This is a genomic window from Enterobacter cloacae complex sp. ECL411 (assembly GCF_021869665.1).
GTDB classification, from domain to species: Bacteria; Pseudomonadota; Gammaproteobacteria; order Enterobacterales; family Enterobacteriaceae; genus Enterobacter; species Enterobacter intestinihominis.
Map to the genome: position 1 here is coordinate 2057410 of NZ_CP091486.1, position 13764 is coordinate 2071173.

The 13764-nt window shown below is 56.7% G+C and carries 13 protein-coding genes; 4 read left to right on the plus strand and 9 right to left on the minus strand.

Annotated elements, in window-relative coordinates:
- Window positions 1–43: 43 nt before the first annotated feature.
- On the plus strand, window positions 44–2473 hold the full coding sequence (locus L3069_RS09910) for a glucose/quinate/shikimate family membrane-bound PQQ-dependent dehydrogenase (RefSeq protein WP_100167736.1): 2430 nt from the start codon (window positions 44–46) through the stop codon (window positions 2471–2473).
- Between the two features lie 85 nt (window positions 2474–2558).
- Here L3069_RS09910 and pqqF read toward each other — a convergent pair whose 3' ends face one another.
- The 7 genes from pqqF to L3069_RS09945 all read right to left on the minus strand — a co-directional run bounded on the left by pqqF (window position 2559) and on the right by L3069_RS09945 (window position 9211).
- Complete coding sequence (pqqF, locus tag L3069_RS09915) at window positions 2559–4835, minus strand: pyrroloquinoline quinone biosynthesis protein PqqF (protein WP_038415971.1); 2277 nt, start codon at window positions 4833–4835, stop codon at window positions 2559–2561.
- A gap of 5 nt (window positions 4836–4840) precedes the next feature.
- Window positions 4841–5983 (minus strand): pyrroloquinoline quinone biosynthesis protein PqqE, encoded by a 1143-nt coding sequence (gene pqqE / locus L3069_RS09920; protein ID WP_038415972.1) that lies wholly within the window; start codon window positions 5981–5983, stop codon window positions 4841–4843.
- Window positions 5970–6248, minus strand: a complete 279-nt coding sequence (gene pqqD / locus L3069_RS09925; RefSeq protein ID WP_003857508.1) for a pyrroloquinoline quinone biosynthesis peptide chaperone PqqD — start codon at window positions 6246–6248, stop codon at window positions 5970–5972. The genes pqqE and pqqD overlap by 14 nt, the downstream gene beginning before the upstream one ends.
- Before the next feature lie 2 nt (window positions 6249–6250).
- Complete coding sequence (gene pqqC, locus L3069_RS09930; protein ID WP_023306095.1) at window positions 6251–7006, minus strand: pyrroloquinoline-quinone synthase PqqC; 756 nt, start codon at window positions 7004–7006, stop codon at window positions 6251–6253.
- 2 nt (window positions 7007–7008) lie between these two features.
- Window positions 7009–7926, minus strand: coding sequence for a pyrroloquinoline quinone biosynthesis protein PqqB (gene pqqB / locus L3069_RS09935; RefSeq protein ID WP_038415973.1), 918 nt, complete (start codon window positions 7924–7926; stop codon window positions 7009–7011).
- Between the two features lie 55 nt (window positions 7927–7981).
- The gene (gene pqqA / locus L3069_RS09940; RefSeq protein ID WP_002905689.1) at window positions 7982–8053 is read right to left on the minus strand and encodes a pyrroloquinoline quinone precursor peptide PqqA; all 72 of its coding nucleotides are present in this window, start codon (window positions 8051–8053) and stop codon (window positions 7982–7984) included.
- A gap of 138 nt (window positions 8054–8191) precedes the next feature.
- Window positions 8192–9211, minus strand: a complete 1020-nt coding sequence (locus tag L3069_RS09945; protein ID WP_038415974.1) for a dipeptidase — start codon at window positions 9209–9211, stop codon at window positions 8192–8194.
- A gap of 255 nt (window positions 9212–9466) precedes the next feature.
- Between L3069_RS09945 and L3069_RS09950 the strand changes: the two genes are divergently transcribed.
- Window positions 9467–9913 (plus strand): hypothetical protein, encoded by a 447-nt coding sequence (locus L3069_RS09950; RefSeq protein ID WP_038415975.1) that lies wholly within the window; start codon window positions 9467–9469, stop codon window positions 9911–9913.
- A gap of 67 nt (window positions 9914–9980) precedes the next feature.
- Here L3069_RS09950 and yajD read toward each other — a convergent pair whose 3' ends face one another.
- A complete protein-coding gene (yajD, locus tag L3069_RS09955; protein ID WP_038415976.1) occupies window positions 9981–10328 on the minus strand; it encodes an HNH nuclease YajD in 348 nt (115 codons plus the stop codon).
- Window positions 10329–10536: 208 nt separating this feature from the next.
- On the opposite strand from yajD, the gene L3069_RS09960 reads away from it, so the two are divergent.
- Window positions 10537–11571, plus strand: coding sequence for an LLM class flavin-dependent oxidoreductase (locus tag L3069_RS09960; protein ID WP_038415977.1), 1035 nt, complete (start codon window positions 10537–10539; stop codon window positions 11569–11571).
- A complete protein-coding gene (locus L3069_RS09965) occupies window positions 11564–12511 on the plus strand; it encodes a zinc-dependent alcohol dehydrogenase family protein (protein ID WP_038415978.1) in 948 nt (315 codons plus the stop codon). The genes L3069_RS09960 and L3069_RS09965 overlap by 8 nt, the downstream gene beginning before the upstream one ends.
- On the opposite strand, the gene L3069_RS09970 is transcribed toward L3069_RS09965, so the two are convergent.
- A complete protein-coding gene (locus L3069_RS09970; RefSeq protein WP_003857467.1) occupies window positions 12508–13548 on the minus strand; it encodes an AI-2E family transporter in 1041 nt (346 codons plus the stop codon). The two genes, L3069_RS09965 and L3069_RS09970, sit on opposite strands and share 4 nt — an antisense overlap.
- Window positions 13549–13764: the final 216 nt, after the last annotated feature.

A 13764-nucleotide genomic window follows, 5' to 3' on the forward strand; every position in this document is an offset into this window, starting at 1 on the left:
ATAAAACCCTGCTTTATATAAAGTAATCAGGAGATTCATTTTTATGTCAGACAATAATCCCCGCCCATTGGGCTGGTTAGGCCCGTGGTGCCTGCTGGTGGGTGTGGTACTTCTTGTGACGGGGCTGTTTTTTGCCATCGGCGGTTTTAAACTGGCTTCCCTGGGGGGGAGTTGGTACTTTCTCATTGCCGGGGTTTTCACGCTGCTCTCTGCTATTCAGTTTTTCCGCCGCAAGTCCTCTGCCGTAGGGCTGTTTGCTCTGGTGTTTCTTGGCACCCTTATTTGGGCATTTTTCGATGCCGGACTCGACTTCTGGCCCCTGGTTTCCCGATTAATGGTACCCGCCGGGCTGATGGTGCTGGCAGCAGCCACCTGGCCTGCATTGCGTAAGCGTGAAGGAAAACCGTCCTCCACGAAAGGGGCGATGGCGGTCTGCGCGGTCCTTATTATCGGCATGGGCGTCACCTTTGTTCAGATGTTTCAACCCCATCCGACCGTGCCGTTTAGCGGCGAAAAGCGCCCGCTGGTGCCGGTAAAAGAAGAGGCGAAACAGCAGAACTGGGATCACTACGGTAATACGGCTGGCGGTAGTCGCTTTGTGGCGCTGGACCAGATAACCCGTGACAACGTGAAAAACCTGAAACCGGTCTGGACCTACCATACCGGTGATATTCCGCAAAGTCCGGATGGCAATGGCGCAGAAGATCAGCAAACGCCGCTACAGGTAGACGATCGTGTCTTCCTCTGTACGCCGCATAACAACGTGATCGCCGTGGATGCCGATAGCGGGAAAGAGATCTGGAAAGCGGAAATCAACGCTAAGTCTGCCATCTGGATGCGCTGCCGTGGCCTGGCGTACTTTGATGCCACCAAACCGCTGGCACAGCCAACGGTAGCCGGCTCCACACCGGTTCTGCCAGCGCAGGTCGCACCGGGCGCGGCATGCCAGCGCCGTATCCTGATGAATACCATTGACGGTAAGCTGATCGCGTTAGACGCCGATAACGGCAAATTCTGCCCGGATTTCGGCACTGACGGCAGCGTTAACCTGCATGAAGGAATGGGCGACGCGTCAGATCCAACCTATGTGTTGACGTCGGCCCCGACGCTGGCGGGTACCACGGTCGTGGTTGGCGGCCGCATTGCGGATAACGTCAGCACCGATATGCCGGGCGGCGTAATACGTGGTTATGACGTGATCACCGGCCAGCTGCGCTGGGCGTTCGATCCGCGTAATCCGGATCCGAACTATGTTCTGAAGCCGGGCGAACACTACAAACGCAGCTCCGCAAACTCCTGGGCCCCTATGTCCTGGGATGCGTCGATGAATACCGTGTTTATCCCGATGGGAAGTTCCTCTGTCGACCTGTGGGGCGCTGACCGTATTCCGGAAGATCACAAATACGCCACCTCAATCCTCGCGCTGGATGCGACTACCGGGAAAGAGAAGTGGGTATACCAGACCGTGCATAACGACCTCTGGGATTTCGATATCCCGATGCAGCCGAGCCTGGTTGATTTCCCAACGAAAGAGGGCAACAAGCCCGCGGTGGTGGTGGGCACTAAAGCGGGGCAAATTTACGTTCTTGATCGCCTGACGGGTAAACCGCTCACTGAAGTGAAAGAGGTTCCGGTAAAACCAGCGGATATTCCACGTGAACAGTACCCGGCAACGCAGCCTCGCTCTGTGGGGATGCCGCAGATTGGCGCTGAAACCCTGAAAGAATCGGATATGTGGGGGGCGACGCCGTTTGACCAGTTGGCCTGTCGTATCAGCTTCAAATCAATGCGTTATGACGGTCTGTACACGATGCCGGGAACCGATATTTCCCTGAGCTTCCCGGGCTCGCTGGGGGGAATGAACTGGGGCAGTTTGTCCACCGATCCGAACAACCAGTATATCTTCGTCAATGACATGCGTCTGGGCCTGTGGGTTCAGCTGATTAAGCAAGATCCGCAGAGCGCGGTGGCAAACACGGGCGGTGAAGCCGTGAACGCCGGGATGGGCGCCGTTCCGATGAAAGGAACGCCGTATTCGGTCAACAAAAACCGTTTCATGTCACCGCTGGGCATTCCGTGCCAGAAACCACCGTTTGGCTCTCTCTCCGCCATTGACCTGAAAACGCAGAAAATCGTCTGGCAGGTGCCGGTCGGTACCGTACAGGATACCGGTCCGTTTGGGGTAAAAATGCGTATGCCAATGCCTGTCGGTATGCCGACGCTGGGCGGTACGCTGGCCACGCAGGGCGGTCTGGTCTTCATTGCGGGAACCCAGGATTACTACCTGCGCGCCTTTGATTCCTCTACGGGGGAAGAAGTGTGGAAAGCGCGTCTCCCGGTGGGTAGCCAGGGCGGACCTATCAGCTATGTATCACCGAAAACCGGCAAACAGTACATTCTGATCTCTGCTGGTGGTGCACGCCAGTCGCCGGTTCGTGGTGACTACGTGATTGCCTACGCGCTGGATAAATAACAGCAAAATAAGCAACCTGGCCCCGTCGAAGTACGGGGCTTTTTTTTGACTAAAAACACGGATATGAAGAAAGCGGCGGGTCCGGTCAGCCCGTTAAAAGCACCCGCCAGCGACGGCGATGGCGAGTCATCTCGCGCCATAGTGCGATTATCTCGTCATGTTGCAGGGCATCAACAGCCTGCGGCGTTAACACCGGTAAACCATAGCGCTGGCGCAGGGCGGCTACTGCCGTGGCGCTGGCATTCATCGGTGACCGGATTTGCATCGCCAGCTGCTGTCGCAATACGCTGAACGCCGTCTCATCGCACAGAGTCAGCTCACGCAAAAATTGTTTGCAGCAACCCAACAGGTTCACGGGAGAGCGGTCAGGCGACTGTAACGCCAGCAGCAGGCCATCGCGATCGGCAATACGCTGATAACGACAGCTGACCACGTAGCCAATCTGCTGTTCCACGCGCAGGCGCTGGAAAAATTGCGGTTCGCAGCATAATGCCAGCAGCCGCAGCGCGGCGAGCGATGCGCCCGGCGGCAGGGGAATAAACACCAGCAGCGCCGAATCCGCGCTGGCGTGCGGAATGTGTTCGATCCCGCCGGGACAACCGCTTAATGGCGTCGGCTTAGCGTTAACCGGCGCCCGGAGCAGGCCAAGCTGCCGGGCTAACCCGTGCGCGTGCGCGACGCTGCCGCCAACTAGCGCCGCCAGCCAGCCGTCTCGTGGCGGATCCGATGCCAGACGTTCAGGCAATTGCTGAAGCAGCTCACGGATGGCAATACCTTCTGGCACTGGCGTAAGAGCCGGGGCGGGGTGGGAGAGGCGATCGATTATCGCCCCGATGATGTGTTCCGCCGTCACCACGGCGTCAGGAAGCCGCAGGGTGAGCTGCCAGCTACCGTCAACCGTTTGCCACTCGCCGCTGCCGTCAATATGGCGCAGTTCAGCAAGAAGAGGGCGTAACTGTTTGCCCATCGCCACCCCCTGCGCCCGTTCCAGGCACGAATAAAAAGGCCTGCGCAGGATCAGCGTTGGCGGTTGTGTCTGCGCCGACAAATGCAGCAGCGGAGCGGCTTCTGACGTCGGGGCTGGCGTAACATACCTGGCAGTCTGCGGGTAGAAGGAAAACGCGATGGGGCTATCATCTGCAACCGGCTGGCGACGCCAATGGCTAAGCGGCAGAGCAAACCCCTGACTGGCGATAATTTCAGCGGTTTCAATTTTTTTGCAGGCCAGATACGAGGTGGGCGCCGCCAGTAAATCGGCACAAAAGGCAGAAAAACTTACGGGCGCCGCACCGGGCGCAAAACCGAACGCCCGCTGGCGCAGCTGCTCCAGCGTCGGCAGGGCGCTGAAACGCTGCTGTGCCAGCCGATAATAATGCCGCTGCTGCTCATCCGTCGTTTGCTGTAGCGCCCGTAGCCAGTGGGTAATATGCGGGTCACTCTCCTCGGGTCGTTCGCTATCAACCGTTAGCGCCAGCCAGCCGTTATCGTTATCCTGATAAAGCCAGTTCAGTGTGATATCTTCTGCCAGCCCTCGCGCCCGCAGCCCGGCAATCAGGCTTCCGGGGGCGTCGTCCAGTAAAAACTCCCGAAATAAGGTGACGTTGTCACTTTTTCGAATTAACGGACAACGCCACAGTGCGGGTCGCTCCGTCACTGCCAGCTGAAAATCTCCCTCAGCGCTAAGACGCAACGGGGGAGCGGTTTCAGGCATGCCACCAGAAGCAAAACCGGACGCAAACGTATGGGCAAGCTCGGCCAGCGCATCCAGCGTTTGCGGCCCTTGCAGCCACAATTGCAGGTGTCCGGCCACATAATAGCGCCGATGAAAGTCGCGCAACGCGGTTTGCAGCGATCCCGGGTCCTGCCCCAGAGAATCCTTGCAACCCACCTGAAAACGGCGAAAAACTGTGGGTTCTTCCATCGCGTGGCGTGCCGCTGCTTCGCGCCTGGCGGAATCATGCTGCTGGATGAGCCGGTTTTCCGCATCAATGACCGCCACTTCTCGCTGTATGTCATCGCATGAAAGCAGCGGCGCCTGCAACATATCCCGCAGTCGTGCGACGCCGTCGGACAGGTTATCGGCGGCCACATCGAAGAAAAATGCGCTGTGGCGAGCCAGCGTGGTGGCATTGACGCTACCGCCCTGACGCTGGACCCACGCCATGAGTCGATCGTCGCCCTGATAGCGCTGGCTACCGCGGAACAGCAGGTGCTCAAGTAAATGCGCAAGACCGGCGAAGCGCGGTGGCTCGTGATGGCTTCCGGCACTCACGCGCGCAAGCGCCGCCGCGCGTGTCGCCTGCGGCTGATGCACCAGCGTTGCGCGTAAACCGCCTGCCAGCTCCACGATGCGGGGGGTCATTATCGCTACAGTTCCCGGGTTTTATAGATAAGCTGCGAACGGGTACGGTTGCGGAACTGAAGCTGGCCGATCTTCATATCACTACAGGCTGCTTCGCGTCGCGCGTCCAGAATTTTATGATGATGCGGCGATTTGCTGCACACCGGATCGGCGTTATCCGCATTCCCGGTGAGCATAAAGGCCTGACAGCGGCAGCCGCCGAAGTCCTTCTCCTTTTCATCGCAGGAGCGGCACGGCTCCGGCATCCAGTCAAACCCGCGATAGCGGTTGAAGCCGAAAGAGTCATACCAGATGGATTCCAGACTCTGATCAAGCACCGAGGGGAACTCCATCGGTAGCTGGCGCGCGCTGTGGCAGGGCAGCGCCGTGCCTTCCGGGGTCACGCTGAGGAAAATCGACCCCCAGCCGCCCATACAGCCTTTTGGTCGCTCTTCGTAATAATCAGGGGTGACGAACAGCAGGTTGGTCAGATTGCCGCTGGCGGCCATTTTTTGCCGATAGTCGGCAACCACGCGTTCCGCGCGGGCGATCTGTTCTCGCGTCGGCAAAAGGCCCTGACGATTAAGGAACGCCCAACCGTAGAACTGGCAGGTGGCAAGTTCGACGTCGTCGGCGTCCAGTTCAATGCACAGCTCGATGATTTTATCGATCTGGTCGATGTTGTGCCGGTGCAGGACGAAATTCAGCACCATCGGGTAATCGCGCGCTTTGACCGCTTTGGCCATCGCCAGCTTCTGCTGGAAGGCTTTTTTATTCCCCGCCAGCGCGGCGTTGAGCACTTCATCGCTGGCCTGGAAGCTAATCTGGATATGGTCCAGACCGGCCTCGCTGAACGCGTCGAGCTTGCTTTCCGTCAGGCCAATTCCCGAGGTGATCAGGTTGGTATAAAAACCGAGATTGCGGGCGGCGCGGATCAGCTCCGGCAGATCTTTACGCGTCAACGGTTCGCCGCCGGAAAAACCTATCTGCACGCTGCCCATCGCCCGCGCCTGGCGGAAAACCTCAATCCACTGTTCAGTGGTCAGCTCCTGATCCTGCCGGGCAAAGTCCAGCGGGTTAGAGCAGTAAGGACACTGTAGCGGACAGCGATAGGTCAGCTCCGCCAGCAGCCACAGCGGTGGATTGACGGCGGGTTTATTCTGGCTCACGGAAAATAATCCACTTCTGTTGATAAGCGATTTGCAGGAATTCTACGACGTCGTCATCCACGCCGCCGGCTTCCGGGAACCGTTCGTTGAGTATGGCAATGATGGCCGCCGCGTCGCGTTGGCCATCGACCAGTTCGAGGATTGCGGCCGCGGTCTCATTGAGTTTAGCCATGCCTTCCGGATAAAGGATGACATGGCTGTCCTGAGCGGCTTCCCATTGCAGGCGATAGCCGCGACGAAAGGCGACGATGGAGTTTTTTTGCATGCTTATACCAGTCGGGTTGTGTGCCAGGCCGCTTTGTCGGTGACCGTGTGATAAGGCGGACGCTGTAGCGCGTAGGCCATGGTCATCGCGTCGAGCATCGACCACAGGATATCGAGTTTGAACTGAAGGATCTCCAGCATCCGATTCTGCTTTTCTGCGCTATCGCAGTAACTCTTCGCCAGCTCCAGACCGTGTTCAACGTCGCGGCTGGCCTGGCTGAGGCGGCTGCGGAAATAAAAATAGCCTTCCTCTTTGATCCACGGATAGTGCTGCGGCCAGCTGTCGAGACGCGACTGATGAATTTGCGGGGCAAACAGTTCGGTGAGCGAACTGCATGCCGCCTCCTGCCAGTTGGCGCGGCGGGCGAAGTTAACGTAAGCGTCCACGGCGAAACGGACGCCGGGCAGCACGTGGCGTTCGCTGATTAAGTCGTCGCGGCTAAGCCCTACGGCTTCGCCCAGCTGTAGCCAGGCTTCGATCCCGCCGTCATGACCGTTGCTGCCGTCGTGATCGAGGATCCGCTGCACCCATTTTCGACGCGTGTGCGGATCCGGGCAGTTCGCCATAATGGCCGCGTCTTTCAGCGGGATCGTCGTCTGGTAGTAAAACCGGTTCGCCACCCAGCCCTGGATCTGCTCGCGGCTGGCCTCGCCGTTATGCATCGCGATATGGTACGGATGGTGAATATGATAGTAGGCGCCTTTCGCCCGGAGGGCGTGTTCAAACTCTTGCGGCGAGAGCGTTTCACGAATGTGCATAGTTAGTCCTGAAGCGTGATGGTCATCCCGTCCCAGCTCACTTCAATTCCCTGCTGCGTGAGGGCGTGACGCTGCGGCGACTGCTCGTTAAGGATCGGGTTAGTGTTATTAATGTGAATCAGAATCTTGCGCTTTGCCGGCAGTGAGGCCAGCAGCGCCATCATGCCGTGTTCATCGCCGAGCGCCAGATGGCCCATATCGCGGCCGGTATTGCGCCCGACGCCAGCGGCCTGCAGTTCATCGTCCTGCCAGACGGTGCCGTCAATCAGCAGACAGTCCGCTTTTTTAAGCCACGGCAGGATGTCGTCATCGGGTTCACCGAGACCCGGCGCGTAGAACAGCGTCTGACCGTTGCGGCGGTTTTCGATAAACAGCGCCACGTTATGCCCCGGCAGCGGGCGGTCGCGCCACGGCGAATAGGGCGGTGCGTTACTGGCGATGGGGACAGCGGTAAACTGCAAATCAGGGCAGGCTTCCACGCTAAAGGCGGCGAGCGGTGCGATCGGATGATGAATCAGGCCGCCGTTCCAGTGCCGGAGCATGGTAAAAATCGGGAATCCGCTGGAAAGGTCTTCATGCACCTCCGGCGTACACCATACCTGATGCGGACACCCCTCGCGCAGGCTGAGCAGCCCGGTGGTGTGGTCAATCTGGCTGTCGGTGAGAATAATGCCGCCAATATGCGTGCCGCGCAGAACCTCTTTCTTATTCAATTCTGGCGTATGGGCAATCTGCTGGCTGATATCGGGCGAGGCGTTACACAGTATCCACTCTTCGCCGTTATCGCTGACGATGATCGACGACTGGGTGCGGGGGGTCGCCTGAAGGGTACCGTTGCGCAAACCCTGACAGTTGGCGCAATTACAGTTCCACTGAGGGAAACCGCCGCCGGCGGCGGAACCGAGGACTTTAATAAACATGAAGATAGGCCAGGTAGTAAAACAAAAATGCCCGCACGGATGGCGGGCTGAGCGATTAGCGGTTGGAAATGTACAGCGTCACTTCCAGGCCAAGACGTAAATCAATAAAAGCAGGTTTCTTCCACATCGTATTTTCCTCTTTAAAAATGCAGCACCAACACCATTGTTTGTGCCAGTTTTGTGATGGTCATCAAATAATGCGTCACAGTGGGGCAAAGCTCAACCCGAAAGATGTAAGGAATTAACGTAATGTTTACAACGTAACCTATTGTTGCCAAACATTTTGCAATACCTTTTGCCAGTTGCCCCACAGCAGCTTATTCAGCACAAATTGATCATAGCCGCTGTCACGCAACGCGCTGATTAGCCGCGGTAAACCACTCACATCATGCAAATCATCAGGTAACGTGATGCCGTCAAAATCGGAGCCCAGCGCAACATGATCTTCGCCCATGATGTTAATAAGATAGTCGATATGGCGAACGATTGTGCTCAGCGGGGTATCGCTATCGCGTTTACCGTCGGCGCGCAGAAAGGCGTTGCCGAAATTGACCCCTGCCACGCCGCCGCTGTCGCGGATAGCCAGCAGTTGCCGATCGGTCAGATTACGCGGTTGCGGGCACAGCGTATGGGCGTTGGAATGGGTGGCGACCAGCGGTGAAGAGGAATGACGAGCAGTATCCCAGAACGCCTTTTCATTCATATGAGAAACGTCAATCAGCATGTTCAGGGCGTTAGCGTGCTTAATAAGGGCGATACCTTCTGCTGTAAGCCCTGGGCCGCTGTCCGGGCTGCCGGGAAAAGCCCCGTTAACGCCGGTGCCAAAACGGTTAGCAATGTTCCAGAAAGGCCCAATGCTGCGCACGCCAGCGGCATAGAAAGCCTGTAGATCGCCACCCTCGCCGTCAAAACCGCCCGCACCCTCAATATGCGCCACCATCGCCAGCACCTTATCCTGACGGCAGCGTTCGATATCTGCCGCGCTCAGGCACAATCGCGCCCGCCCATCGGAGTGTGCGACAAGCTGCTTGAGGATCGTCAACTGCTGCCAGAGAATGTCGATCGGTTGCCACGGCTCGCTGGCGTAGTGCGGCGCCATGCGGGCGATATACTCCTGCGGCGGCACGAACAGCGCGAACAGCCCGCCGGAAAATCCGCCTTGCTGCATGCGCGGATAATCGAGGTGTCCGTTCTCAATGCCGGAGAAGAAGGCCGTTACCGGATCCTGGCGATGGTGAAGCCATAAATTAAGCAACAGGTCATTGTGACCATCAAAAATCGCCATAGCGCATCCCACTGTTTTTTATTGCTGAAAAAGTTGCCTGGCACGATAACTGATTTGTCCTGTCCGGCAAGGAGAAACTTACAACTTAGCAGCAATTGTTAATAACGCTTAACCCTGAGGAGATCCGCACATCATATTGCGTGGCGAGATAAGAGCATTTCCCGTTCCATCTGCGATTGCATCGCGTACGTTCCCTGAGCTACAGGGCTACGCTATACTTCGCCACTTTGAGTTATGCGTGGCAGGTAACGAAATATGCGGGAGAGCATTAATTTTCTTTTCGTAGTGCTGTCTTTCACGGCACTGATTATGCTGATGCGCTTTTTCATCAGGCGTATTCGGCATCCAACGCGCATCGTTGCCGACAGCCGGGGAATGAAAAAAATCTCTACCCATCCTTCCTGGTTTGGCGGATCGTCAGGTAAAACCTACTTTTATGATGAGCAGTATTTATACGAGGTCATAAATAGCGTCACCCGTAAAATTGAGCTGGCGGCTATCGTAAAAATTAAGCCGGGCTCGACAGTGGTAAATAACAGGCGGATCTGGTCTGTGAGCTATCTTGAGGGAACCCGTGAAAAACAGGTGCAGTTTTATAATAATCTGACGGTGTTTAATCAAAACTTTGCTGCGTTTTTAGAGGTTGTAAAACGCGTGAATCCTGAAGCCGATATTAAGGCCGTCTCCTTGTTAAATCTGTGACTGGAATACATTACCTTTATCTTTCTGACTGCCCATACGGCAGGTATGGGCAGTAAAGCTGCAGATATTACGTCTTCTTGTTCATCATCGCCTTGAGATCGGCAAAGGGGTTAAACGTGGCGACACCCACGTCTTTTTGCGCATCCTCACCTGCGACAACGGTGGTGCCATACTGATCCGCTTCGGTGTACTTTGAGTGTTCGTGGTCATGGCAAAACAGGCACAACAACTCCCAGTTACTGCCATCTTCCGGATTATTGGTGTGATCGTGGTCGATATGGTGGACCGTGAGTTCACGAAGATTCGAATACACAAACTCCCGCGAGCAGCGTCCACAGACCCACGGGTAAATTTTTAGCGCTTTTTCACGGTAGCCGCTTTCCAGCCGTGCGTAGTTTTTGGGGATCAGAGCCATTGCTGATGTTACCTGTTAAAAAAGAGAACAGTTCACACTATATCCCATTTTGAGATGCCAGGAGAATGCCTCCTCTGCGGGAAGGCAGCGTGCGATTTGCGTATTTCTGTCAGTTTATTTGAAGCATTCCGTTAAATAATCACCATTTATTCTCATCGGTTAATGCGTAGAGTAGGGATAACGCAATGCTTTATCAGGATACTCCACTATGAAAAAGATCGGATTTTTGTCGTTTGGTCACTGGACGCCGTCTTCCCAGTCCGGCACGCAAACCGCAGCTGACACGCTGCTACAGTCCATCGATCTGGCTGTCGCCGCTGAAGAGCTGGGCGCGGACGGGGCTTATTTCCGCGTGCACCACTTTGCCCGCCAGCTCAGTTCGCCATTCCCCTTGCTGGCTGCGATAGGCGCGAAAACCAAACGCATCGAAATCGGTACGGGCGTGATCGACATGCGGTACGAGAATCCGCTGTATATGGCGGAAGATGCTGGCGCGGCAGATCTCATCTCCGGCGGGCGATTACAGCTTGGTATCAGCCGGGGCTCCCCGGAGCAGGTGATTGATGGTTGGCGTTATTTTGGTTACGTGCCGCAGGACGGGGAAAACGAATCTGATATGGCGCGCCGTCACACTGAGGTACTGCTTGATGTATTACGCGGTGAAGGGTTTGCGAAGCCTAACCCACAGCCGATGTTCCCAAACCCGCCGGGATTGTTGCGTCTGGAGCCGCATTCAGAGGGCTTACGCGATCGTATCTGGTGGGGGGCTGGCTCCAATGCAACGGCAGTATGGGCGGCAAAACTGGGGATGAACCTGCAAAGCTCAACGCTGAAAGATGATGAAACCGGCGAGCCGTTCCATATTCAGCAGGCAAAACAGATCCGTGCCTACCGACAGGTCTGGGCCGAGGCAGGGCATACCCGTCAGCCACGCGTTTCGGTCAGCCGCAGTATTTTTGCCCTGATGGACGATCGCGACCGGATGTATTTCGGTTCAAGCCGCAATGAGAGCGACAGCGTTGGCTATCTGGATGAGAAAACGCGGGCCATTTTCGGACGCAGCTATGCCGCAGAGCCAGACAAGCTGATTGAACAGTTGAGAAAGGATGAAGCGATCGCGGAAGCGGATACGCTGTTGCTTACCGTGCCGAATCAGCTGGGCGTGGAATACAACGCACATGTGATCGAGTCCATCCTGAAACATGTCGCACCGGAAATGGGATGGCGCGATCGCAATGCGTAATCTGGCCCTCTGGTATCGCCGGTTTGGTGAGCCTGAATCGGTACTGCAAGCGGAAACCACACCATTGTCACCGCGACAGCCGGGAGAGATACGTGTGCGCATGCTTTTTTCTCCGGTGAACGCCTCCGATCTCATCCCCATCACCGGGGCATATCGCCATCGCACGCCGCTGCCCGCAATAGCCGGTTATGAAGGGGTCGGAATAGTGACCGAAACGCCCGCCGCTTACCCGGCGCTGCTGGGCAAGCGGGTTCTGCCGTTACGGGGGCAGGGAACCTGGCAGCGCTATGTCGACTGCCCGGTGGCGTATGCGGTTCCCGTCCCGGACGACATCGACTCGCTTCTTGCCGCGCGGGCGTATATCAACCCGCTTGCCGCTCAGATGATGCTGGACCGCTATCCTCCGATCGGGAAAACGGTGCTGCTCACCGCTGCCGGTTCTGACTGCGCCGTTCTGCTCGGGCAATGGGCACGCCAGGCGGGTGCAGAGGCGGTTTACGGGATCCATCGCTCGCCCGTGCACGCTCAACGTCTGGCTGAAATGGGGATCGTCCCGATTGCGCAAGATGATACGGCCGCCGTCAACGCTGCCGCCGCGCAAGCGGAGGTGGTGTACGACGCCACGGGCGGCAGCCTGGCGGAGGCGATCCTGAGCGTGATGCCCGAAACCGGTACCTTTGTCTGCTACGGGCTACTCTCCGGGCAGACCTTCCGGCAGCAGCGGCCGTTGCCGCGCGTGGCGTGGTTTCACATTCGTAACTATCTGGACGCGCTGAGCGCTGAGGCGTGGCAGGCGGAGTTTCGGCGCATCTGGCCTAAACTGCGCGCCAGCCAGTGCAGCGATGCTACCCTCTACCCGCTGTCGGAATGGCAGCGGGCAGTGGGCAACTACCGCGAAGCGGGAAGAACGGGCAAGCCTATGCTGTCGATGGACAATTAATCGGCCTTATGACTCATGTCGCTCAGCAGTACAGCGATACTTTGTCCACCGGCGGTCTGCTCCAGGCCAATTTTGACAATAATTGTCAGCGGAACGGAGAGCAGCATGCCGACAGGCCCGAGCAGCCAGCCCCAGAAAATCAGGGACAGGAACACAACAAGAGTTGAAAGCCCCAGCCCGCGTCCCATTATCCGTGGTTCGAGAATGTTCCCGAAGACAAGGTTAATCACCAGATAGCCTGCCAGCAGAATCAGGGCATCATACAAACCGCTGAAAACCAGCACCTGAAGGATAGGGGGGATCGCCGCCAGCACGGAGCCAATGTTAGGAATATAGTTGAGCGCAAAGGCCAGCAGCCCCCAGACGAAGGCAAAACGCACATCCAGCGCGGCGAGCATCCCCCAGACCACTAATCCCGTCACGAGGCTGATGGCCGTTTTCAGCACCAGATAGCGTGAAACGCTGTCGAGCGCGCGCTGAATAGCACCCATTCCCTCTACCGGACGCACCATGATGTGCTGGAGTTTTGCAGGCAGCTGTGGAACTTCCAGCAGCATAAACACAACCGTCAGGAACAGCAGGAAAATCGAGGTCATGGCGTTGGAGAGCTGTGCCAGCAGGCTGGTGACAATCGTCATGGCGGCATTCGGATCGATGTATTTAAGCAGTTCCTCAACCGAGACTTCGATACCCGCGCGTTGCAGCCAGGGTTCAATTTGCAGCAGCGGGGTCGCCAGGGAAGAGCGGTATGTCGGCAGCGTCCGCGCCAGCTCGTTCAGGGAGGTTCCCAGATAGGCGACTAACAGCACCATCGCAACGATAATAATACTGATAAGCAGGCTTATCGCCAGCACACGCGGGATGCGCAGCCGCACCATTCGCTGCACCAGTGGATTGAGAATCACCGCGATAAAAAGCGCCAGGATAAAGGGCACGATGATATCGGCCGCAAAACGAACGCCGGTCAGAATGATCACCAGCATGCCCAGCATGATGACGATCTTAAGCCCGTTGAGGGTGATAATGGGTTTGGCCATGGACGTTCCTGAACAGTTTTTTATTTATAATAGAGGGGAAAGCGGATTAAAAAAACTAACCAAAATCAAACAGACTGGGTAAAGAAATGAAAAGGCTTTGAGTAAATTCCTGGCTTATGATACAAATCAGGCGTGTTCAACTACTGAGGACAATTTTCATCCGCAAAGACGAGAAGCAACACCGCGGATAATTGTAATTTTATGGACAATTTGTTC